The organism is Pseudomonas sp. 910_23 (genome assembly GCF_052850795.1).
In genome coordinates this window covers 99,991-123,272 of the sequence record NZ_VXCZ01000001.1, presented here as the reverse complement: position 1 = coordinate 123,272, position 23,282 = coordinate 99,991, and the positions used below count along the sequence as shown (strand labels likewise).

Here is a 23,282-nt window from a genome sequence, read left to right as displayed (position 1 = left end):
CGATAGCGGTGTGACAGTCAACACATTCATTGACTGAACTACTGCTATCGGGAGCAAGCCCCCTCCCACATTTGGATCCCATGCATTCAGATAGAACTTCTGCAACCAGCCCCGCCTCATAACTAACAAGCCCATCTCCCCGGTCACCCCATGGACCTCGTCATCGCCCGCCCCGAAGGCCTCTATTGCCCTGCGGGTGATTTCTATATCGACCCCTGGCGCCCGGTGGAGCGCGCCGTGATCACCCACGCCCACGGCGACCACGCCCGCACCGGCAACCAACATTACCTGGCCGCCACCCCCGGCGAAGGTATCCTGCGCTGGCGCCTGGGCCAGGACATCAACCTGCAAACACTGGCCTATGGCGAGCAGTTGGTGCATCAAGGTGTTACCTTGAGTTTCCATCCAGCCGGTCACGTGCTCGGTTCGGCTCAGGTGCGCCTGGAATATCAGGGTGAAGTCTGGGTCGCGTCCGGCGACTATAAGGTCGAACCCGATGGCACCTGCGCGCCTTTCGAGCCGGTGCGTTGCCACACCTTTATCACCGAATCCACTTTTGGCCTGCCGATCTACCGATGGCAGCCCCAAGCGCAGATCTTTGCCGGGATCAATGACTGGTGGCAGGCCAATATCGCCATTGGCAAGGCCAGCGTGCTGTTCTGCTATTCCTTCGGCAAGGCCCAGCGCATTCTGCATGGCCTCGACGCCAGCATCGGTCCGATCCTCAGCCATGGCGCCGTCGAGCCGTTGAACCGGGTCTACCGCGAGGCCGGCATCTACATTCCCGAAACCCTGTATGCCGGGGATTTCAAGAAGACCGACCCGTTGCTGCGCCAAGCCTTGATCATCGCCCCGCCCTCCGCCGGCGGCAGCACCTGGATGCGCCGTTTTGGCGACTACAGCGACGCCTTCGCCAGCGGCTGGATGCGCCTGCGCGGTACACGACGCCGGCGCGGGGTGGATCGCGGCTTTGTGCTGTCGGACCACGCCGATTGGCCCGGGCTGTTGTGGGCCATCGAACAAACCGGTGCCGAACGGGTGATGGTTACCCACGGTTCGGTCGGCGTGCTGGTACGCCACCTGCGAGAAAAGGGCCTGGACGCCCAGGGCTTCAGCACCGAATACGGTGATGACGAAGAAGAGGCCACGGCATGAAAGCCTTCGCCGAGTTGTACGCCAACCTCGACGCCACCACCTCCAGCAATGCCAAGCTCGCAGCCCTGCAAGCCTACTTCCTGCAAGCGCCGCCGGAAGATGCAGCATGGGCGGTGTACTTCCTCTCCGGCGGGCGACCACGGCAACTGGTGCCCACACGCTTGCTCAGGGATATGGCGACTGACGCGGCGAGCATCGAGCCGTGGCTGTTTGAAGAGAGCTACCAGTCCGTAGGCGACCTGGCCGAAACCATCTCCCTGCTGCTCCCCGAATCGACCTACAGCTCTGAAGACGGGCTTGCCGTGTGGCTGGAAGAAAAACTGCTGCCTCTGCGCGGCCTTTCACCCATGGACCTTGCCGAGCGCCTGCCTGCGTTATGGGCGCAACTGGATCAACCGAGCCTGATGGTGTGCATCAAGTTGATCACCGGCAGCTTTCGCGTCGGCGTCTCCAAACTCCTGGTTACCCGCGCCCTTGCCGCCATGGCCAATCTGGATAGCAAGCGCGTGGCGCAGCGGTTGGTGGGCTATACCGACCTGTCCAACCGCCCTACAGCCGAGGGTTATCTCAAGCTGATCGCTGCCGAATCATCCGACGAACATGCACAACGTGGCGGGCAGCCATATCCGTTTTTTCTCGCCCACGGGCTGGCGCAACCCGTCGAGCAATTCGACAGCCTGCTCGGCCCCCCCGCCGACTGGCAGGTGGAATGGAAGTTCGATGGCATCCGTGCGCAGTTGGTCAAGCGCGAGGGGCGCCTGTGGATCTGGTCACGAGGCGAAGAGTTGGTGACCGAGCGTTTCCCCGAGCTTCACAGCCTGGTCAGTGGCCTGCCCGACGGCACGGTGATCGATGGCGAAATCGTGGTGTGGAAAGACGCGGTGCAACCCTTCGCGCTGCTGCAACAGCGGATCGGTCGCAAAACCCTGAGTAAAAAGGTACTTGAGGATGCGCCCGTCGCCGTGCTCGCTTACGACCTGCTGGAGTATCAGGGCGACGACTGGCGCAACCACATCCAGGCCGAGCGCCGCACGCAATTGGAACAGGTGATTGCCGCGTGCAACCAACCGGTGCTGTTGCCTTCGCCGCTGATCGAGGGGCCAACCTGGGCAGCGCTGGCGACCCAACGCGAAGCCTCTCGCAGCCTTGGTGTTGAAGGCATGATGCTCAAGGATCGCAAGGGCCTGTACGGTGTGGGCCGCACCAAGGACATGGGCCTGTGGTTCAAATGGAAGGTCGACCCCTTCAGCGTCGACGCGGTGTTGATCTACGCCCAGCGCGGCCATGGCCGGCGCGCCAGCCTGTACAGCGACTACACCTTCGCGGTATGGGACGGCCCGCCGGGCAGCGAGCGCACGTTGGTGCCGTTCGCCAAGGCCTATTCCGGGCTGACCGACGAGGAAATGCGCAAGGTCGATGCGATTGTGCGCAAAACCACCGTGGAGAAGTTCGGCCCGGTCAGCAGCGTGACGCCAAGCATGGTGTTTGAATTGGGGTTTGAGGGTATCGCCCTGTCCAAGCGGCATAAGAGCGGGATTGCGGTGCGGTTTCCGCGCATGTTGCGCTGGCGTCAGGACAAGACGGTGGAAGAGGCTGACAACCTCGCCACACTGCAAGACCTACTGACTTGACATAAATCCCTGTGGGCGGGGGCTTGCTCCCTCCCACATTGGGATCCCCACAGACCTGCAATGGTGCACTCATTTTCAGATGCCCATTTTCGGGCATCTCCTACACTCAGCCTTGCCTTATCCCACCTTTTAAAAAGCCCATCCGGAACTATGGTGCAGAAATTGCTACTTGTGCTGCGTCTGACACCGTTCAGTAACAGTCCTAAACGCGCCACAAGCGCTTATCTTGGTTTCCAGGGAATACATAATGAAAAAAGCATTGCTGACCCTTTCTGCACTGGCTCTGTGCATGGCCGCTGGTGTCGCTACCGCCAAGGAATACAAGGAATTGCGTTTTGGTGTCGACCCGTCCTACGCACCGTTCGAATCCAAAGCCGCCGACGGCAGCCTGGTGGGCTTCGATATCGACCTGGGCAATGCGATCTGCGCGGAGCTGAAGGTCAAGTGCAAGTGGGTTGAAAGTGACTTCGACGGCATGATCCCAGGCCTCAAGGCCAACAAGTTCGATGGCGTGATTTCGTCCATGACCGTAACGCCGGTGCGCGAAAAGGCAATCGACTTCTCCACCGAGCTGTTCTCCGGCCCCACGTCGCTGGTGTTCAAGAAAGGGGCTGGCTACTCGACACCTGAGTCCCTCAAGGGCAAGTCTGTGGGCTACGAGCAAGGCACCATCCAGGAAGCCTACGCCAAGGCCGTGCTGGACAAAGCCGGAGTAACCACCAAGGCCTACGCCAACCAGGATCAGGTGTATGCCGACCTGACCTCCGGCCGCCTCGACGCGTCGGTGCAGGACATGCTGCAAGCCGAACTGGGCTTTCTCAAGTCGCCGGCTGGCGCCGGTTATGAAGTCAGCGCCGCCATTGACGACCCGTTGCTGCCGTCGAAAACCGCTGTCGGTATCAAAAAAGGTAACACTGAACTGAAGGCGCTTTTGGATAAAGGTATCAAAGCGTTACACGATGATGGCACCTACGCCACCATCCAGAAGAAACACTTTGGCGATTTGAACCTGTACAGCGGCAAATAATGCCTGGAGCGCCCCTCCCTGCAGGGGCGCTTTTCTATCGCCATAGGTCCTGATTTATGTTCGAAGAACTGTTGCAAACCCTCGGGTTGAGCGCGCTCAGCTTGAAGGGTTTCGGCCCGCTGTTGCTGCAAGGCACCTGGATGACCATCAAGTTGTCGGTGCTGTCCCTGGCCGTCAGCGTACTGCTGGGCCTGCTCGGCGCCAGCGCCAAACTGTCCAGCCTGCCGTTCCTGCGTATCCCCGCCCAGCTCTACACCACGCTGATTCGCGGGGTGCCCGACCTGGTGCTGATGCTGCTGATTTTCTACAGCCTGCAAACCTGGCTCAGCAGCTTTACCGACTTCATGGAATGGGAATACATCGAGATCGACCCGTTCAGCGCCGGGGTGATCACCCTGGGCTTTATCTACGGTGCCTATTTCACCGAAACGTTTCGCGGCGCTATCCTCGCCGTGCCCCGCGGCCAACTGGAAGCCGCCACTGCTTACGGGCTCAAGCGCGGGCAGCGGTTTCGCTACGTGACCTTCCCGCAGATGATGCGCTTCGCCCTGCCGGGCATCGGCAATAACTGGATGGTGATGCTCAAGGCCACCGCGCTGGTATCGATCATCGGCCTGGCAGACCTGGTGAAAGCCGCCCAGGATGCGGGCAAAAGTACCTATCAACTGTTTTACTTCCTGGTACTCGCCGCGCTGATCTACCTGTTGATCACCAGCGCCTCCAACTTTGTCTTGCGCCGTCTGGAACGTCGCTACTCCGCCGGCGCCCGGGAGGCAGTGCGATGATCGAGCTATTGCAGGAATACTGGCGCCCCTTCCTTTATAGCGACGGCCAGCACATCACCGGCCTTGCCATGACGATGTGGTTGCTGACGGCTGCACTGGTCATCGGCTTTCTGGTGTCGATCCCGCTGTCCATCGCCCGCGTCTCGCGCAAGCGCCTGGTACGTTGGCCGGTGCAGTTCTACACCTACCTGTTTCGCGGTACGCCGCTCTATATCCAGTTGCTGATCTGCTACACCGGTATCTACAGCATTGCCGCCGTACGCGAACAACCGCTGCTGGATGCGTTTTTTCGCGACGCGATGAACTGCACCATCCTGGCCTTCGCGCTCAACACTTGCGCCTACACCACGGAGATTTTCGCCGGGGCGATCCGCAGCATGGCCCATGGCGAAGTCGAGGCGGCCAAGGCTTACGGCCTCAGCGGCTGGAAGTTGTACGCCTACGTGATCATGCCGTCAGCGCTGCGCCGTGCGTTGCCCTATTACAGCAACGAAGTGATCCTGATGCTGCACTCGACCACGGTGGCGTTTACCGCAACGATCCCGGACATCCTCAAAGTGGCACGGGACGCCAACTCCGCCACCTTCATGACCTTTCAATCATTTGGCATCGCCGCGTTGATCTACCTGGCGGTGACCTTTGCCCTGGTCGGCCTGTTCCGCCTGGCGGAGCGCCGCTGGCTGGCCTTTCTCGGGCCGAGCCACTAAGGAGCCTTCATGCGCCATCAGCGACATGACCTGATCGCGCCGGTGCCCGGCACGGCGCGGCAGATCCACAGTTTTCACTTCGGCCCGCAGCAGGCCGCAGGCAAGGTCTACATCCAGTCGTCGCTGCACGCCGATGAATTGCCGGGCATGTTGGTGGCCTGGCATTTGAAAGTACGCCTGGCCGAGTTGGCCGCGGCCGGGCGCTTGCGTAGCGAAATCGTGCTGGTGCCGGTCGCCAACCCGGTGGGCCTCGAACAAGTGTTAATGGACATCCCCTTGGGCCGCTATGAACTGGAAAGCGGGCAGAACTTCAATCGCCTGTTCGTCGACCTTGGCGAAGAGGTCGGCAACCAGGTCGAAGAGCTGCTGGGCGATGATCCCCAGCACAATGCCCGCTTGATCCGCAGCGCATTGTCCAGCGCCCTCGCCGCGCACACCGCCCAGACCCAACTGCAATCCCAACGCCTGGTACTGCAACGCCTGGCCTGTGATGCCGACATGGTGCTCGACCTGCATTGCGACTTCGAAGCCGTGGCGCACCTGTACACCACACCTGAAGCCTGGCCACAGGTAGAGCCATTGGCCCGGTACCTCGGCTCCGAGGCCAACCTGCTGGCCACCGACTCCGGCGGGCAGTCCTTTGATGAGTGTTTCACCCTGGTGTGGTGGCAGTTGCAGCAACGTTTCGGCGAGCGCTTCCCGATTCCCATGGGCAGTTTTTCGGTGACCGTCGAACTGCGCGGCCAGGGCGATGTAAACCATGCTCTTGCCGCGCTGGACTGCCAGGCCATCATCGATTACCTGATCCACTTCGGCGCCATTACCGGCGACGTGACGCCCCTGCCCGCCCTGGCTTACCCGGCCACGCCATTGGCGGGTGTGGAGCCCGTCACCAGCCCAGTCGGCGGCTTGCTGGTGTTCAGTGCCTTGCCGGGTCAATACCTGGAGGCCGGGCAACTGCTCGCCGAAATCATCGATCCCATTACCGACCGCGTAACGCCGGTGCGCTGCGAGCACACCGGCCTGCTGTACGCCCGTTCGCTGCGACGCATGGCCACTGCCGGGATGGTCATCGGCCATATCGCCGGCACGCAGGCCTACCGCAGCGGCTATCTACTTTCGCCTTGAGGATGCACGCCCCATGTACAAACTGACCGTTGAAGGCCTGCATAAAAGCTATGGCGACAATGAAGTGCTCAAAGGTGTTTCGCTCAAGGCCAGGACCGGTGACGTGATCAGCCTGATCGGCGCCAGCGGCTCCGGCAAGAGCACGTTCCTGCGCTGTATCAACTTCCTGGAAACCCCCAACGATGGCGCCATGACCCTGGACGGCCAGGCGATCCGCATGGTCAGCGACCGCCACGGTATGCGCGTGGCCGACGACGCCGAGCTGCAACGCTTGCGCACACGGCTGGCGATGGTGTTCCAGCACTTCAACCTGTGGAGCCATATGAGCGTGCTGGAAAACATCACCATGGCTCCGCGCCGCGTGCTGGGGTGCAGCAAGAAAGACGCCGAAGACCGCGCCCGCCGCTATCTGGACAAGGTCGGGCTGCCGGCACGTGTAGCCGATCAGTACCCGGCGTTCCTGTCTGGCGGCCAGCAACAGCGGGTAGCCATCGCCCGCGCCCTGGCGATGGAGCCTGAGGTGATGCTGTTCGATGAACCCACCTCGGCCCTCGACCCGGAACTGGTGGGTGAAGTGTTGAAGGTGATCCAGGGCCTGGCCGAGGAAGGCCGCACCATGATCATGGTGACTCACGAGATGAGCTTTGCGCGCAAGGTCTCAAGCCAGGTGCTGTTCCTGCACAAGGGCCTGGTGGAAGAGCAAGGCACCCCCGAGGATGTGCTGGGCAATCCGAAAAGCGAGCGCCTGCAGCAGTTTCTAAGTGGCAATTTGAAGTAAACCTTTGTGACGCCTGGAGGGTCTCTGCAATAGAGCCTCCAGAGCGTCCGCTGCCGCATGGCAAAAAACCCCGATTTCGCCAAACAATGGTTTGCCGCCAAAGGTTGGAAACCGTTCGCCTTTCAGAAACATGTATGGGCAGCGGTCAAGGCTGGCCAGTCAGGGCTGCTGCATGCCAGTACCGGTGCAGGTAAAACCTATGCCTTGTGGTTCGCCGCCCTCAACCGTTTCGCCATCACCCGCCCGCCCGCTACCGGCAAGCGCAAGCCACCCGCTGAACCATTGACGGTGCTGTGGATCACGCCGATGCGTGCCTTGGCTGCCGATTCCGCACGTGCCCTGCAGGCACCCTTGGACGCCCTGCAAATTCCCTGGAGCGTGGGCCTGCGTACCGGCGACACCAGCAGCAGCGAGCGCGCACGCCAGACCCGCCGCCAACCCACCGCTCTGGTCACCACCCCGGAAAGCCTGACGCTGATGCTCGCACGGGCCGACAGTGAGACGAGCCTGGCGCACCTGCGCATGGTGATCGTGGATGAATGGCACGAGCTGATCGGCAATAAGCGCGGCGTGCAGTTGCAACTGGCGCTGGCGCGCTTGCGGCGCTGGCATCCTGAGTTGATGGTGTGGGGCATTTCCGCGACGCTGGGTAATCAGGCCCACGCTTTGGAGGTTCTGGTCCCACAGGGCGGTGGGATCAATGTACAGGGGCAGACGGCCAAGGCACTGCAGGTCGACACCTTGCTGCCGCCCGTCACCGAGCGCTTTCCCTGGGCCGGGCATATCGGCTTGAAGATGTTGCCGCAAGTGGTCGCAGAGGTAGAGGCCAGCAGCAGTTGCCTGGTCTTTACCAACACCCGGGCGCAATCGGAGATCTGGTATCAGGCGATTCTCGATGCCCGCCCGGACTGGGCCGGATTGATTGCCCTGCACCACGGCTCGTTATCGCGGGAGACCCGGGATTGGGTGGAGCGAGCATTGAAAGATGGGCAGCTCAAGGCGGTGGTGTGCACCTCCAGCCTCGACTTGGGTGTGGACTTCCTGCCGGTGGAGCGAGTGTTGCAGATCGGCTCCGCGAAAGGTGTGGCGCGGCTGATGCAACGCGCCGGGCGCTCCGGCCATGCACCGGGTCGGCCGTCACGGGTGACGCTGGTGCCGACCCATAGCCTGGAGCTGGTGGAGGCTGCTGCCGCCCAGGATGCAATTGCGCAGCGGCGCATCGAAGCGCGGGAATCGCCACACAAGCCGCTGGATGTGCTCGTGCAACACTTGGTCAGCATGGCCCTAGGGGGTGGGTTTACCCCGGATGCGCTGCTGGCGGAAGTGCGCGGCGCCTGGGCCTATCGCGATCTCACCGAAGCGGATTGGGCCTGGGCCCTGGGGTTTGTACGCCATGGTGGCCTGTCACTTACCGCCTATCCGGATTACCGCCGTGTGGAGCCCGATGAGCATGGCATCTGGCGTGTCCCGGATGCCCGCCTGGCACGCCGTCACCGCATGAGCGTCGGTACCATCGTCAGTGATGCCAGTATCCAGTTGAAATTCTGGAGCAAGGGTGGCGGCGGCAAGAACCTGGGCAGTGTCGAAGAGGGCTTTATTGCGCGGCTCAAGCCGGGAGATGGGTTTCTGTTCGCCGGGCGTTTGCTGGAATTGGTGCGCGTGGAAAACATGACCGCCTACGTGCGCCGCAGCAGCGCGAAAAAAGCCGCGGTGCCACGCTGGAATGGCGGGCGTATGCCGCTTTCCAATGAACTGGCCCAGGCGGTGGTCGAACGTTTTGATGCGGCGGCGCATGGGCACTTCGACGGCCCGGAGATGCAGGCGGTACAACCGTTGTTGCACACCCAACTGCGCTGGTCTGGCCTGCCGACGCGCGACAACCTGCTCGCCGAAACCCTGCAATCGCGAGAAGGCTGGCACCTGTTTCTGTACCCCTTCGCCGGCCGTCAGGTACACCTGGGCCTGGCGAGCTTACTGGCGTGGCGGGTCAGTCAGCAGCAGCCGGTGACCTTCTCCATAGCCGTGAATGATTATGGCCTGGAACTGTTGAGCGCCACGCCGGTGAACTGGTCGTTGTTGTTGAATACGGCGTTGCTGAGCCCCCAGCGCTTGCTGGAGGATGTGGCCGCCAGCCTTAACGCAGGAGAACTGGCCCTGCGCCGCTTTCGCGAAATCGCGCGGATCGCCGGGCTGGTGTTTGCCGGGTATCCCGGTGCGCCGAAAAGCACGCGGCAGGTGCAGGCTTCCAGCGGATTATTCTTTGAAGTGTTCAAGCAATATGACCCGCAGAACCTGCTGCTGGCCCAGGCAGGGGAAGAAGTCTTGCGCGATGAGTTGGATATTCGTCGGCTGGAAGAGACATTAAGTCATCTATCGGCACTGAAACTGGACGTGCATACGATTCAGCGGCCCACGCCCCTGGCCTTCCCGCTGTTGGTGGAACGAATGCGCGAAAGCATGAGTTCGGAGAAGTTGTCGGAGCGCATCGCACGGATGGTCAAGGACCTGGAAAAAGTCGCCGACAAAGGAAAAGCTTGATGCATTGTGCACTGACGCTTGCAGGCGAAGAACTGTGGTTATTGGCGGACAAGGCCGTGTACTGGCCCGCTCGTCAGTGCCTGCTTATTGCCGATGCGCACTTTGGCAAAGCATCGGCCTATCGCAGCCTGGGACAACCTGTGCCCCAGGGCACCACCACGACCAATCTGGAACGCCTGGACAGGCTGTTGTCGGCACTGCCGTGCGCGCAGTTGATCTTTCTCGGTGACTTCCTGCATGGCCCAGGTTCTCACGCCAGCGGCACCCTCAGCGCGATCCGGGCCTGGCGTGCACGCAATGGCGAACTGGCCTTGACCTTGATTCGCGGTAATCACGATAAACGCGCCGGCGATCCCCCGGACGACTTGAGAATTGAGGTGGTCCCGGAGCCGCTATTGATGGGCCCTTTCGCCTTGCAACACGAACCCGACGTTCACCCCAGCCACCACGTATTGGCGGGGCACGTGCATCCGGTGTATCGCTTGCGCGGCAAAGGCCGTCAGCGCTTGCGCCTGCCGTGCTTCCAGATCGGTGAGCGGGTCAGCCTGCTGCCGGCGTTTGGCGCATTTACGGGAGGTTATGCCGTGGAGCAGGGTGATGACCGCCGAATCTTTGTGATCGGCGATCAAACCGTTTGGCCGATTCAGTGAAGTGCTGACCGGCCGTCCGAATATCAGGCGACGGGGGCCGGTGGTGGCTCGTCAGGCAGGGTAGGCTCACCTGGTTCGGTGGGCTGTGGGTAATCGGGCTCTGGTTGGCCGGGGGGAATGCCGCCCGCGTGAGCGGGGTTAGCCATCAGGGACCAGGCCAGAACACCAATCTGGTTGGGTTCAAGCCGGGCGAGTTCTGCGCTGATTCGCGGGTCGATCTTCATAAGGTACTCCTCAAGCGTGGCCCGACGCGTTTTGCACGCGCCGAGGCAGTACACCTGAATAGAGTCACTTTGTGCAGACTAATTCCCTTTAACCGTAGGAGCTTTCGATCAAGCGCGTGGGAGAGTGACGCCACGCTGGCCCTGGTACTTGCCGGCGCGGTCTTTGTAGGACACTTCACAAGCCTCGTCGGACTGCAGGAATAGCATCTGTGCCACGCCCTCATTGGCATAGATCTTTGCCGGCAAGGTGGTGGTGTTGGAGAACTCCAGGGTCACATGACCTTCCCACTCCGGCTCAAGCGGGGTGACGTTGACGATAATGCCGCAACGAGCGTAAGTGCTTTTACCCAGGCAGATGGTCAATACGTCGCGGGGAATGCGGAAGAATTCCACGGTACGCGCCAGGGCGAAGGAGTTGGGCGGGATGATGCACACGTCGCTCTTGACGTCGACGAAGCTTTTTTCATCGAAGTTCTTCGGATCGACAATCGCCGAATTGATGTTGGTGAACACCTTGAATTCATCGGCGCAACGCACGTCATAGCCATAGCTGGAGACCCCGTACGAAATCACCCGCTCGTCACCTTCGCCACGAATCTGGCGCTCGACGAACGGCTCGATCATGCCGTGTTCCTGCGCCATGCGGCGAATCCACTTGTCCGATTTGATGCTCATGGCGGTGTCCTGAATAGCGAGGTGGAAAAATCTGTGGGCCATCTTACCGGGGCCAGCCTTGGGGTTCAAAGGCCGCAAGGGTTTTCTTGATCAAAGCCCTGCCCGCTATAAGCCTCAGCCAACGCGGCCGGGGCCGGGATTGCCGTCAGGGATGGCTGTAAATACCACCGCCAGTCACGAAAATAGAGAAACCTTCGGAAATACCATTGGCACGTTCCGGAAAAAGGGTTAAGGTGGCGCCACTGTGCTGCTTGTGTCACTGAGAATCTCTACACGATATGTTGAATTTCGATCCAACCATCTCCAAGAATTTTTCCTGCTCTTTGCACTCAGTCTCGGCCAGGGCTTTTCCTGAGTCGCAGTTAACTTTGTCCAAGGAGTTACACCATGTCTAATCGCCAAACTGGTACCGTTAAGTGGTTCAACGATGAAAAAGGCTTCGGCTTCATCACTCCACAATCCGGTGACGACCTGTTCGTTCACTTCAAAGCTATCCAATCCGACGGCTTCAAAAGCCTGAAAGAAGGCCAACAGGTTTCTTTCATCGCTACCCGCGGTCAGAAAGGCATGCAAGCTGAAGAAGTTCAAGTTATCTAACTTGTACTGACTCAGTCGAAAAAACCCCGCCCTTAAAAGCGGGGTTTTTTTATGCCTGGATTTTGAGAGAGGCCTGAACAAAAGCCGGGCATAAAAAATGTGGGAGGGGGGCGTACCCCCTCCCACATCCAAGCTTTCAAGCTTTCAAGCTTTCAAGCTGCGTCGCTTACTGGAACAACGACTCACTCGACAAGCCATTCTTCTCAAGGATCTCACGCAAGCGCTTGAGGCCCTCCACCTGGATCTGCCGCACCCGCTCACGGGTCAGGCCAATCTCCAGGCCTACATCTTCCAGGGTGCTGCTCTCGTGACCACGCAGGCCGAAGCGGCGAATCACCACCTCACGCTGCTTGTCCGTAAGCTCTGACAGCCACTGGTCAATACTTTGGGAAAGATCATCGTCCTGCAACAGCTCGCAGGGATCGGTCGGGCGATCATCCGTCAGGGTGTCCAGCAGGGTTTTATCCGAATCCGGCCCCAGCGAGACATCGACCGACGATACACGCTCGTTAAGGCCCAGCATGCGCTTGACCTCCCCTACCGGTTTTTCCAGCAGGTTGGCGATCTCTTCAGGCGAAGGTTCATGATCGAGTTTTTGCGTCAGCTCACGCGCCGCCCGCAGGTAGACGTTGAGCTCCTTGACCACATGGATCGGCAGCCGGATCGTGCGGGTCTGATTCATGATCGCCCGTTCGATGGTCTGGCGAATCCACCAGGTGGCATACGTCGAGAAGCGGAAGCCCCGCTCGGGGTCGAACTTCTCCACCGCCCGAATCAAGCCCAGGTTGCCCTCTTCGATCAAGTCCAGCAGCGACAGCCCACGATTGACGTAGCGTCGGGCGATTTTCACCACCAGGCGCAGATTGCTTTCAATCATGCGTTTGCGCCCAGCCGGATCGCCCTTCTGCGACAAGCGCGCAAAATGGACTTCTTCTTCGGGAGTGAGCAGAGGGGAAAAGCCGATTTCATTGAGGTACAACTGAGTCGCATCGAGCGCCCGAGTGTAGTCAATGTACTTGTGTTGCTTTAACGCGGAGGCGTTCCTGGATTTGGTACGAACTGAAGGTGGTGCCGCTCCTTCATTATCTGACATCGGATCCGTATCGATGCCGGCCTCCATAAGGAGAACCTCATCGTCGATGTCAAACTCCGGCGCTTCTTTACTGAGAGCCATTGTTATAGTCCTTTGGTGAGTTCGACCTCAAGCTCAAGCGACGCCTTTATCCTTGGCAACGCTGGAGCCTGTTCCTTCTACGTGAGGGAACAGGCTGTGCAACACATCAACGACGGGGCAGGAATTGCAGCGGATCTACAGGCTTCCCTTGGCGGCGAATCTCAAAGTGCAGTTTCACCCGGTCTGTGCCCGTTGAACCCATTTCGGCAATTGTCTGTCCGACTTTGACCTGCTGCCCCTCCCGAACCAACAGCCTGCGGTTATGACCGTAGGCACTGACGTAGGTATCGCTGTGTTTGATGATGACCAGCTCGCCGTAGCCCCGTAGACCACTCCCGGCGTACACCACCGTCCCATCAGACGCAGCTAAAACAGGCTGTCCCAAATCCCCGGCGATATCAATGCCTTTATTCAAACTACCGTTTGAAGAGAATTTTCCAATCAGTACGCCATTTGAAGGCCATCCCCAGCCGGTCGGCGCCGGCCCTGCAGGTGGCAACGGCGCGGGTGCGGGCTTGCTTGCAACGCTAGGCGAAGCACTGCCTGCAGGCCGGGTGATGACGGTGGTTTTGCTCGAAGACGATGGCGAAGATCCCGACTTTGTCACAACTGCCGTAGCCGCCGAACCTGTGCGGCCATCGAAACGAATGGTCTGCCCTGGATGAATGGTGTAGGGCACGGGAATGTTGTTACGAGCGGCCAGCGCCTTGTAGTCCCAGCCATAACGGAAGGCAATGGAGAACAGTGTGTCGCCTTTGCGCACCACATACTGGCCCGTGGTCACCGTGGGCCGCTGCGGTGCTGCGTTGGTGCGGTCAACGACACGCGCACCGCCCGATGGAGTGCTCGAGCAGGCGGCCAATAAGGAACTCAAGACAAGGCCAAGCACCAGTCGCTGAAAGCTTGTTTTACTCATTCGCTGCGCAGGACCTGTGAGACTCACCCGCCGCTCCCTTTGTGGTGGCTGAACGTTAACGCCTGGATCAGGCTTGAAATATGACGCAAGTATAACTGGGCATTGGCTTTTTACTGGCACCCGACTGAAACGAAAAATTCATCTTGTTCAATTGCGGCTGCCAAGCCTGTTGATTCAATAGACCCCGGCGTAAGACACATCCTCGCCAGCAGAATTCACTGCCAGGGAATAAATGCTCAGGCCAAGGGGCCATTCAACAGCGGCACGAAGCGCACCGCGCCCAGCACGTGCCGGGAAAAACCTTCTTCCTCGCGGATAATAAGCATCAACTGTTGCACTTCGCCGGAGCCCACCGGGATGACCAGCCGCCCGCCCGGCGCCAACTGATCCAACAGAGCTTGAGGCACATCGGTGGCCACGGCGGTGACAATAATGCCGTTGTACGGCGCCAGCGCCGGCCAGCCTTCCCAGCCATCGCCCCAGCGAAACACCACGTTGCGCAGGTTCAGTTCTACCAGGCGCTCCTTGGCACGGTCCTGCAGCACCTTGATGCGCTCTACCGAAAACACTCGCTCTACCAACTGTGACAGCACAGCTGTCTGGTAACCGGAGCCGGTGCCGATCTCCAGCACCTTGTCCAGGGGCCCGGCCGCCAGCAACAGCTCGCTCATGCGCGCAACCATGTAGGGCTGGGAGATGGTCTGGTTGTGGCCGATAGGCAACGCCGTGTCTTCATAGGCGCGGTGCGCCAGGGCCTCATCGACAAACAGGTGCCGCGGCGTACGCCGAATCACTTCCAGCACCTGGGCGTTGGACAAGCCTTCTTCGTACAGACGCTGGATCAACCGCTCCCGGGTGCGCTGGGAAGTCATCCCGATGCCACGGCGCAACAAGTCGTCTTGTTCACGAGCCATCAACGCAGTCCCTCCAGCCAGCCATCGAGGCCACTGAAGGCATCACTGAAGGTGCGATCCAATTGCAACGGGGTAATTGACACATAGCCTTGCATCACCGCATGAAAATCCGTGCCTTCCCCGCCATCCTCGGCATCACCGGCCGCGGCGATCCAATAGCCTTCCTTGCCGCGCGGGTCGACCACCTTCAGGGGCGCCGCCGCGCGCGCGCGATGGCCCAGGCGTGTCAGCTGGATACCGCGGATACGGTCGAGGGGCAGATTGGGAATATTCACGTTGAGTACCGTACGCGGCGGCAGGTCCAGAGACTCATGGGCCTGCACCAGCTTGCGCGCGAAATACGCCGCGGTCGCCAGGTTATCCAGTTGCCGCGAAGCAAAGGAAAAGGCGAACGCGGTGCGCCCCAGGAAGCGCCCTTCAAGGGCCGCCGCCACGGTGCCGGAATACAGCACGTCATCACCCAGGTTGGCGCCCAGGTTGATTCCCGACACCACCAGGTCCGGCTCATGCTCCAGCAAACTGTTGATTGCCAGGTGCACGCAGTCGGTGGGGGTGCCGTTTACGCTGATAAAGCCATTGGCCAGAACCTGCGGGTGCAGCGGACGGTCGAGCGTCAGCGAACTGCTGGCGCCGCTCTTGTCCTGGTCGGGGGCAACCACCACGCACTCGGCGTAATCCTGCAGCGCAGCATAGAGCGCGGCAAGACCGGGTGCGGTGGCACCGTCATCGTTTGATATCAGAATACGCATGGGCTGTCCGTCTGCCCCACCGGCACCAGATCAACAAGCTCGCGCACCAAGACAGTGGCGAAGCATCCGGCCGGCAGGACGAATTCCAATTGCAGAATGTCAGGCCCGGGATAATGCCACGTCAACCCGCCAATGGGCAGTCGCAGAATGCGACGTTCCTGGCTCATTCCTGCATTCACCAGCCAATCACGTAGGTCGGATTCGCTGGCAGCGACAGATTGTTCCAGATCATGCGTAAGACCTTTCGCCGGCGAGTCGCCTTCGCCCCATTGTGGGCCAGTCGGGTGCAAGTCCAGGATCGCCAGGCGCGGGTCGCTGCATTCAGCCTCCCCGGCAGGGAAAAAGCTGCGACTGTCGGTAAAGGCCAGCAGGTCACCCACCTGGGCGCGCTGCCAGGAACCGTCGGCGACACGCGCTGCCAGCACTTTGTTGAACAAGTAGCTACGAGCGGTGGACAGCAACCGCGAACGCACGTTGCGTTGCTCCGGCAGGGCCTTGCGAGCAGCCCATTCACGGGCATCCACCACGTTGCCACCGTTGTGGCCAAAGCGCTGGGCGCCGAAATAATTGGGAATGCCATGCCGGGCAATCAACTGCAAACGCGCGTCGATGGCGGCGGTATCGCCGGCCAGTTGGGTCAGACGCAAGGTAAAGCCGTTGGCCGAATGCGCACCACGTTGCAACTTGCGCTTGTGGCGGGTGGTTTTCAGGATCTTGAGGGTGTCGTTTTCCGCACCGCTCAGGTCCGGGTCGGCCTTGCCGGGCAACTGTACGCTGAACCATTGGCGGGTCAGGGCCTGACGGTCCTTGAGCCCGGCATAGCTGACGGTGCGCAGCGGCACACCGGCGGCCTTGGCGATACGCCGTGCGGCCTCTTCAGTATTCAAGCCGCGCTTTTCCACCCACAGCCACAGGTGCTCACCGTCACCAGTCAACGGAATGTCCAGCACCTCATCAACCTGGAAGTCTTCTGCCGTCGCCTTCAGCACCGCGCTGCCCAAGGCCTCGCCGTAGGCCCGCGGGCCCAGCAGTTGCAAATCGTTCATGCGCGCAGCAACAAGGCAACGGAGTGCACGGCGATGCCCTCTTCACGACCGGTAAATCCGAGCTTTTCGGTGGTGGTGGCTTTCACGTTGACTTGATCCAGTTCAATTTGCAGGTCTGCGGCAATCAGCGCACGCATCGCTTCGATATGGGGGGCCATCTTGGGCGCCTGGGCCACGATGGTGTTGTCGACGTTGCCGACCTTCCAGCCCTTGGCATGGATCAACCCGACCACATGGCGCAGCAACACACGACTGTCCGCACCTTTGAAGGTCGGATCGGTGTCCGGAAAGTGCTTGCCGATATCGCCCAATGCCGCCGCGCCGAGCAAGGCATCGCTCAAGGCATGCAAGACAACGTCGCCGTCGGAATGAGCCAGCAACCCATGGTGGTGTGCGATGCGCACGCCGCCCAAGGTGATGAAATCGCCCTCAGCGAAACGGTGCACATCGTAGCCGTGGCCAATACGCATAAAAAAACGCCCCGATTTAATTCAGGGCGTGATTCTACCTACTTTTGCCTCACATTAACCGAGCAAAGCACGACCATGATGGCGCAAATGGTCTTCGATGAAGCTGGCGATGAAAAAGTAGCTGTGGTCGTAGCCAGGTTGCAGGCGCAGTTCCAACGGATGGTTGGCCGCCTTGGCCGCTTGCTGCAGGGCCTCGGGCTTGAGCTGAACCGCAAGGAAGTCGTCACGATCGCCCTGGTCCACCAGTAGCGGCAGTTTTTCCGAGGCTTCGCTGATCAGCACGCAGGCATCCCATTCACGCCACTTGGAACGCTCTTCGCCCAGGTAACGGGAAAAAGCTTTCTGGCCCCAGGGGCAGTCCATCGGATTGTTGATTGGCGAAAACGCCGACACCGATTGGTAGCGTCCCGGGTTACGCAGCGCGCATACCAATGCGCCATGTCCGCCCATGGAGTGACCGCTGATGCCGCGTTTAGCCGACGCCGGGAAATGCGCCTCCACCAAGGCCGGCAACTCCTGCACTACGTAGTCATGCATCCGATAGTGCTGGGCCCAGGGCTCCTGCGTGGCGTTCAGATAGAAACCAGCGCCGAGGCCGAAGTCCCAGGCGTTGTCCGGATCGTCCGGCACACCGGGGCCGCGCGGGCTGGTATCCGGTGCGACGATAATCAAACCCAGCTCGGCGGCCATGCGCTGGGCGCCAGCCTTCTGCATGAAGTTCTCATCGGTGCAGGTCAAGCCGGACAGCCAGTACAGTACCGGCAACTTACCGCCCTGCTCTGCTTGCGGCGGCAGATAGACGGCGAAGGTCATGTCGCAACCGAGCACATCGGAATGATGCTTGTAGCGTTTATGCCAGCCGCCGAAGCTCTTCTGGCATGACAGGTTTTCCAGACTCATGGCCGACCTCAGAAGTGAATGACGGTACGAATGCTCTTGCCTTCATGCATCAGGTCAAACGCTTTGTTGATATCTTCAAGGCCCATGGTGTGGGTGATGAAGGTGTCCAGCGGGATCTCACCGGTCTGGGCCATTTCCACGTAGCTTGGCAGCTCTGTGCGCCCACGCACGCCACCGAATGCCGAACCGCGCCAGACGCGCCCGGTGACCAGTTGGAACGGACGCGTAGCGATTTCCTGGCCGGCACCGGCCACGCCGATGATCACCGACTCGCCCCAGCCTTTATGGCAGCACTCAAGCGCCGCACGCATCAGTTGCACATTGCCGATGCACTCGAAGGAAAAGTCCACGCCGCCGTCGGTCAAATCGACAATCACGTCCTGGATTGGGCGGTCGTAATCCTTCGGGTTAATGCAGTCGGTAGCCCCCAGTTGCTTGGCGATTTCGAACTTGGCCGGGTTGATGTCGATGGCAATGATGCGACCGGCCTTGGCCTTGACCGCGCCGATCACGGCCGACAGGCCGATACCGCCCAGCCCGAAGATAGCCACGGTGTCACCCGGTTTGACCTTGGCGGTGTTGAGCACCGCGCCGATGCCTGTGGTGACGCCGCAACCAAGCAGGCAGACTTTTTCCAGCGGCGCTTCCTTAGGAATCTTGGCCACGGAGATTTCCGGCAACACGGTGTACTCGGAGAACGTCGACGTGCCCATGTAGTGGAAAATCGGCTGGCCCTTGTAGGAAAAGCGCGTAGTGCCATCCGGCATCAGGCCTTTGCCTTGGGTAGAACGGATGGCCTGGCACAGGTTGGTCTTGCCCGACAGGCAGAATTTGCACTTGCCGCATTCCGGGGTGTACAGCGGGATCACATGATCGCCGACAGCGACTGAAGTTACGCCCTCGCCGATGGCTTCGACCACTGCGCCGCCTTCGTGACCCAGGATCGACGGAAAAATGCCTTCCGGGTCCGCACCCGACAACGTATAGGCATCGGTGTGGCACACGCCGGAGGCAACCACCCGCAACAGCACCTCGCCAGCCTTGGGCATGGCGACGTCCACTTCCACGATCTCAAGGGGCTTCTTGGCTTCGAAGGCTACGGCGGCGCGGGACTTGATCATCCGGGTTTCTCCAGGGGGTTAAAAATTGATTGCAGCAGTGTAAAACATGGCTGTCTGATTAATAATCCAGGCGAAAGCAAAACTTTATTGCTGTACAGGGATAATGACCATGCTGGAAAACCGCTGGGAAGGCATCGACGAATTCGTCGCAGTGGCCGAGTGCAGCCAATTCACGGCGGCGGCCGAGCGCCTGGGAGTATCGTCGTCCCATATAAGCCGCCAGGTGGCACGCCTGGAGGAGCGGTTGCAAACGCGCCTGTTGTATCGCAGTACACGCAAGGTGACGCTGACCGAAGCGGGTCAGACGTTTCTGCAGCATTGCCAGCGTTTGCAGGATGGTCGCGAAGAAGCCCTGCGGGCGGTAGGCGACCTCACCAGCGAACCCAAGGGCATGTTGCGCATGACCTGCGCAGTGGCCTATGGCGAGCGCTTTATCGTGCCACTGGTGACCCGGTTCATGGCGCTCTATCCGCAACTGCGGGTGGATATCGAACTGAGCAACCGTCAATTGGATCTGGTGCACGAGGGCCTGGATTTGGCCATCCGCCTGGGTCGCCTGCAAGACTCGCGCATGGTCGCCAGCCGCCTGGCACCGCGGCGCATGTACCTGTGCGCCTCCCCTTCCTACCTGGAACGCTATGGTCGGCCACATAGCTTGTCGGAACTGAGTCGGCATAACTGCCTGATCGGCAGCTCGGATATCTGGCAACTGGCCCAGGACGGGCGGGAATTTTCCCAAAGGGTTCAGGGAAACTGGCGCTGTAACAGTGGGCAGGCGGTGCTGGATGCGGCGCTGCAAGGTGTAGGGCTGTGTCAGCTGCCGGATTATTACGTGCTGGAGCATTTGCACAGTGGTGCGCTGGTGTCGTTGCTGGAGGCGCATCAGCCACCGAATACGGCGGTGTGGGCGCTGTACCCGCAGCAGCGGCATTTGTCGCCGAAGGTCAGGAAGCTGGTGGACTTTCTCAAAGAAGGCTTGGGTGACAATTCGGTCTATCGAACATAAACAGCTACCGTTCGTGCATTGCCTGGACACCGGTTAATAACCGCTTTCATTAGAAAACCAGGCAAGCCCATGACGTCCAACACTCGGCAACTCCAGCATATCAATCATTTTGTCCGAAAGGTTCTGGCCGACTTTCCGGTGCCCAGCGCAATCGCAGCCCAATTGCTTTGCGAGCAGCTACAACCATTCACTCAGGAACAACTGGACCCGGATACTACGTTCCTGACCACTCTGGAATACAACCTCGACAATCCCAATGCACCCTACACTGCAGTGATAGTCCAATCCATGAGCCTGACCGAGGCCATGATCTGCAATGCGCCCCATGCCCCTGGCGGCATGATCAACAACACGGGCTTTTCCACTATCGCGCCGTACTTCAATATCGTCGATGAACTGCCGCGCCTGATGGATAACCGCATACCGCAAATGTTCAACGAAGAGTTCATCACTTCCGGCTGGATCCCGCCCAGACGGTATGAGGCGCTTTACCGGCAAAGCGAACCTCAGGTCTACGACCCGACCACCCAACTGGAGATCGCACCTGCTGTTCTCAGAAAGGTGATTGACTCAAGCAACTTTGAACAAACCTATGACAAGGCCATCACCCAATTCTGGGGGGAGCATCGGGACAATTACACCACCCTGATGCGCATTGCCTTCGCCAAGGCTTACCTCAATCAGTACGAAGAATTCACGCTCACCGAAGCAGAACGGCAACTGGCCGCACGAGCGGCAGGTATCGGCGTCGACAGGGACGCCAGCAACCTGACCCTTGAAGATTTTCAGGCGCCCTACTCACCGGATAAAAACTTATCCGTGCGCGTGCTGCGCATTCATCAGTTCGACGCCACCGACATTCTTACGATTACCGACACCCAGAGCCAGATCACCCTGCTGTACGTCCCCGGCAACTCCTCCCCCATCCATGGTTTCAACAGCCCAACGGACATGCGCAATGCGCTGGTGAAAGTGGCCAAGGACCCGACCCAGCGCAAAGCGCTGACCAACCACTTTGAACCCGACTCGATTGACTCCGGCCTGATCTACTGTGGTGTCGAGGAAGCATTGATCGGTATGGCGATGTACCCGGAATCTTCCAGCCCCCCCGGTTTTTTCAATAGCTTGTTGCGCAACGGTTATTGGGACCCCGAGCAATACATTAATAACCCAATGTATCCGGCGCTCAGAAGCAACCCATTTGCGTTTATCGCACGACAGATCCGCAGTCGGATTGCAAAATTGGCAGCCAAAACCTTTATCTCGCCCTTGGACACATTCAAAGCCGACACCCTCGACGCCTTGGATAAAGCCTGCCTGCTGGCGATCCCCGTGGCTCTGACCATGGGCACCGCGTTGCTGGCGGAGTTTTGTTTCATTACCTCAGGTTTGACTGGCATGGCGATCGGCGCCGATGACGTGCTCAAGGACAAACCCCACGCCGTTGAGCGCATGGTGTTCGGCGCCCTGAACGCGCTCCCGGTGGTTATCCACGGCATCAGCAAAGGCGCGAGCAGTCTCGAGGCGTTACGCCCCGTGCTTGGCCCGGCTACGCGGGCAGAGGAGGGCCAGATCAACGTCAAGGTGATCACTCAGGCCTCCGCCCAAACCGAGACTCGCCCCCTGGTCGCTGCAACATCTCCCAGCGGCTTGCAGACCGTCAAGATTCAGGGCGAGACCTTCCTGACCTACAAAAGCCCGAATGACTGGGGTTCTTTTGAGCTGTTCGTGAATAATCCAGAAGCCCCCGAGAAGACTCAAGCCACGGGTCTCTACGCTATTCAGAGCTCCGACCTGCAATGGCGACGTGCCGGATTGACCGGAGGGGGGGCATTTCGCAATGCCTGGCAACGGGTTTACAAACTGTTCGATAGCACCCAGCAGTTGAGTTTCTTCAGCGCCTACCAGATGCCAGCGCCCGTGCGCGAGACCGTCGTGCAGATGCTCACCGACACCAGCTCATTTTCGGAAGATTTCGAACCCTTCGGAATGGATGCACAGTCGATCAGCAACGCCCGGAGACTGTTCTTTGAGAAAAGGAGCCAATTAAACCAGGATTCGGCGATCTTCTTTCACCACCTGCCCTACTCGCCCCTGCAGCCGGTCCTCCCCCGCTTGAGCTTGAACGAATCACAGCAAAGCATTATCGAGAAACTGCTACGTGCCAGTGACGGCCTCGTGATCGGCGAAAGCCACAGCGCCGAATCGAGCAAAGCCTTTCTGATCGACAACATGCAGATACTCGCCAGCCAAGGTGTCAAACGCATCTACTTCGAACATCTGCTGACGGATGTGCATATTCCGATGCTGAAGGCTTTTTACCGGTCGAAGAACGCCCCTATGGCCGAGGCGCTGACAAACTTCCTGAACGGGATCTACCCATTGCCCCGAAACCACTATTACTCATTCACAAACGTCGTGACCAAAGCCCGAGAGGCCGGAATCAAGATCCAGCCGATCGACTGCACCGTGAGCTACATACTTCGCGATATGCGCGACAGTGCGGGAACCCTGCGCCAGCGGATGATGAACTATTACGCTACCGAGGTGATTCAGTGGATCCAGACCTCCAAGCGCCAACCCGGTAAATGGGTCGCACTGGTGGGCGATACCCACACCAATACGTTCAAGGACATCCCTGGGCTGGCCGAACTCACCGGCAGCATCGGCCTGCGGATAGAAGATAGGATGGGCACCCACCCGTTGGGCATCGAAGTCGATCCGGGGCGCACCGCCAGCCTGGGCCTGAACAAAGGGGAAGGCACGGTCAAAGCCAACCTGGTCTTGCGCGTTGATCCTGCCGCGTTGCAGCACTCAATGGAATCACAGCCCGGCCCTTCGCACAGTCGAGTGGTGAAGTCGGCCCAGGCACTGCTGACACGGCCAGGCCAATTCATGCTCACCGAGGCCACCCACATTGACTATCGGTCCCGACGCGGGGACCTGCGCAGTTTCAGGATCAACAGCCAGGAAGGCCGGAACTCCATCAACGTGGTCGGCTGGCCTATTGATGAGAAGCCATTCGACAGCATTGAGGCATTGGTGAGCGAGCTGAAAACCCTGCCCGGGTTGGAGCAAGTCTACGGCTGAG

At 59.9% G+C, this 23,282-nt stretch carries 22 protein-coding genes; 12 read left to right on the top strand and 10 right to left on the bottom strand.

Features of this window, described 5'->3' with window-relative positions:
* Positions 1-150: 150 nt before the first annotated feature.
* The 9 genes from FW800_RS00555 (at position 151) to pdeM (ending at position 10,399) form a co-directional block, all read left to right on the top strand.
* Positions 151-1,155, top strand: a complete 1,005-nt coding sequence (locus FW800_RS00555) for a ligase-associated DNA damage response exonuclease (RefSeq protein ID WP_446436758.1) — start codon at positions 151-153, stop codon at positions 1,153-1,155.
* Positions 1,152-2,786 carry an ATP-dependent DNA ligase gene (locus FW800_RS00550; protein WP_446436757.1) on the top strand — a complete coding sequence of 545 codons (1,635 nt, stop codon included), beginning with the start codon at positions 1,152-1,154 and terminating at the stop codon, positions 2,784-2,786. The genes FW800_RS00555 and FW800_RS00550 overlap by 4 nt, the downstream gene beginning before the upstream one ends.
* 247 nt (positions 2,787-3,033) lie before the next feature.
* Positions 3,034-3,813, top strand: coding sequence for a transporter substrate-binding domain-containing protein (locus tag FW800_RS00545; RefSeq protein WP_005785784.1), 780 nt, complete (start codon positions 3,034-3,036; stop codon positions 3,811-3,813).
* 56 nt (positions 3,814-3,869) lie between these two features.
* Positions 3,870-4,598, top strand: coding sequence for an ABC transporter permease (locus FW800_RS00540; RefSeq protein WP_005785781.1), 729 nt, complete (start codon positions 3,870-3,872; stop codon positions 4,596-4,598).
* Entirely contained in the window at positions 4,595-5,305 is a 711-nt protein-coding gene (locus tag FW800_RS00535; protein WP_032877354.1) for an ABC transporter permease, read from the top strand. The genes FW800_RS00540 and FW800_RS00535 overlap by 4 nt, the downstream gene beginning before the upstream one ends.
* 9 nt (positions 5,306-5,314) lie before the next feature.
* Positions 5,315-6,433, top strand: coding sequence for a succinylglutamate desuccinylase/aspartoacylase family protein (locus FW800_RS00530; protein ID WP_446436756.1), 1,119 nt, complete (start codon positions 5,315-5,317; stop codon positions 6,431-6,433).
* 13 nt (positions 6,434-6,446) lie between these two features.
* Positions 6,447-7,211: an ABC transporter ATP-binding protein gene (locus FW800_RS00525; protein ID WP_005785775.1), complete on the top strand. Its 765-nt coding sequence runs from the start codon at positions 6,447-6,449 to the stop codon at positions 7,209-7,211.
* A 57-nt stretch (positions 7,212-7,268) separates the two neighbouring features.
* On the top strand, positions 7,269-9,749 hold the full coding sequence (locus FW800_RS00520) for a ligase-associated DNA damage response DEXH box helicase (protein ID WP_103733458.1): 2,481 nt from the start codon (positions 7,269-7,271) through the stop codon (positions 9,747-9,749).
* Complete coding sequence (gene pdeM, locus FW800_RS00515) at positions 9,749-10,399, top strand: ligase-associated DNA damage response endonuclease PdeM (protein WP_078820477.1); 651 nt, start codon at positions 9,749-9,751, stop codon at positions 10,397-10,399. Before FW800_RS00520 ends, pdeM begins: the two co-directional genes overlap by 1 nt.
* A gap of 23 nt (positions 10,400-10,422) precedes the next feature.
* Here pdeM and FW800_RS00510 read toward each other — a convergent pair whose 3' ends face one another.
* Together FW800_RS00510 and dcd are read right to left on the bottom strand one after the other, a co-directional pair.
* Positions 10,423-10,623, bottom strand: a complete 201-nt coding sequence (locus FW800_RS00510) for a hypothetical protein (RefSeq protein WP_032877358.1) — start codon at positions 10,621-10,623, stop codon at positions 10,423-10,425.
* A 108-nt stretch (positions 10,624-10,731) separates the two neighbouring features.
* Positions 10,732-11,298 carry a dCTP deaminase gene (gene dcd / locus FW800_RS00505; RefSeq protein WP_003189215.1) on the bottom strand — a complete coding sequence of 189 codons (567 nt, stop codon included), beginning with the start codon at positions 11,296-11,298 and terminating at the stop codon, positions 10,732-10,734.
* A 387-nt stretch (positions 11,299-11,685) separates the two neighbouring features.
* Here dcd and FW800_RS00500 point away from each other — a divergent pair, with 387 nt between their 5' ends.
* Positions 11,686-11,895, top strand: coding sequence for a cold-shock protein (locus tag FW800_RS00500; protein ID WP_002554837.1), 210 nt, complete (start codon positions 11,686-11,688; stop codon positions 11,893-11,895).
* Between the two features lie 166 nt (positions 11,896-12,061).
* Here the strand turns inward: FW800_RS00500 and rpoS are convergent, their stop codons facing one another.
* The 8 genes from rpoS to FW800_RS00460 form a co-directional block, all read right to left on the bottom strand.
* Positions 12,062-13,069 carry an RNA polymerase sigma factor RpoS gene (gene rpoS / locus FW800_RS00495; protein WP_032877359.1) on the bottom strand — a complete coding sequence of 336 codons (1,008 nt, stop codon included), beginning with the start codon at positions 13,067-13,069 and terminating at the stop codon, positions 12,062-12,064.
* Positions 13,070-13,175: 106 nt separating this feature from the next.
* The gene (locus tag FW800_RS00490) at positions 13,176-14,012 is read right to left on the bottom strand and encodes a peptidoglycan DD-metalloendopeptidase family protein (protein WP_032877360.1); all 837 of its coding nucleotides are present in this window, start codon (positions 14,010-14,012) and stop codon (positions 13,176-13,178) included.
* Positions 14,013-14,221: 209 nt separating this feature from the next.
* Positions 14,222-14,857, bottom strand: a complete 636-nt coding sequence (locus FW800_RS00485; protein WP_010176736.1) for a protein-L-isoaspartate(D-aspartate) O-methyltransferase — start codon at positions 14,855-14,857, stop codon at positions 14,222-14,224.
* Positions 14,858-14,898: 41 nt separating this feature from the next.
* Entirely contained in the window at positions 14,899-15,648 is a 750-nt protein-coding gene (gene surE, locus FW800_RS00480) for a 5'/3'-nucleotidase SurE (RefSeq protein WP_005785760.1), read from the bottom strand.
* Positions 15,636-16,694: a tRNA pseudouridine(13) synthase TruD gene (gene truD, locus FW800_RS00475; RefSeq protein ID WP_032877362.1), complete on the bottom strand. Its 1,059-nt coding sequence runs from the start codon at positions 16,692-16,694 to the stop codon at positions 15,636-15,638. Before truD ends, surE begins: the two co-directional genes overlap by 13 nt.
* Positions 16,691-17,164: a 2-C-methyl-D-erythritol 2,4-cyclodiphosphate synthase gene (gene ispF / locus FW800_RS00470; RefSeq protein WP_032877363.1), complete on the bottom strand. Its 474-nt coding sequence runs from the start codon at positions 17,162-17,164 to the stop codon at positions 16,691-16,693. The genes truD and ispF overlap by 4 nt, the downstream gene beginning before the upstream one ends.
* Positions 17,165-17,218: 54 nt before the next feature.
* A complete protein-coding gene (gene fghA / locus FW800_RS00465; RefSeq protein ID WP_032877364.1) occupies positions 17,219-18,064 on the bottom strand; it encodes an S-formylglutathione hydrolase in 846 nt (281 codons plus the stop codon).
* Between the two features lie 8 nt (positions 18,065-18,072).
* Positions 18,073-19,185, bottom strand: coding sequence for an S-(hydroxymethyl)glutathione dehydrogenase/class III alcohol dehydrogenase (locus FW800_RS00460; protein WP_005785751.1), 1,113 nt, complete (start codon positions 19,183-19,185; stop codon positions 18,073-18,075).
* Between the two features lie 109 nt (positions 19,186-19,294).
* On the opposite strand from FW800_RS00460, the gene FW800_RS00455 reads away from it, so the two are divergent.
* Together FW800_RS00455 and FW800_RS00450 are read left to right on the top strand one after the other, a co-directional pair.
* Positions 19,295-20,191, top strand: coding sequence for a LysR substrate-binding domain-containing protein (locus FW800_RS00455; protein WP_005785749.1), 897 nt, complete (start codon positions 19,295-19,297; stop codon positions 20,189-20,191).
* A 69-nt stretch (positions 20,192-20,260) separates the two neighbouring features.
* Positions 20,261-23,281: a membrane-targeted effector domain-containing toxin gene (locus FW800_RS00450; RefSeq protein WP_446436755.1), complete on the top strand. Its 3,021-nt coding sequence runs from the start codon at positions 20,261-20,263 to the stop codon at positions 23,279-23,281.
* The last annotated feature ends 1 nt before the right edge of the window (position 23,282 follow it).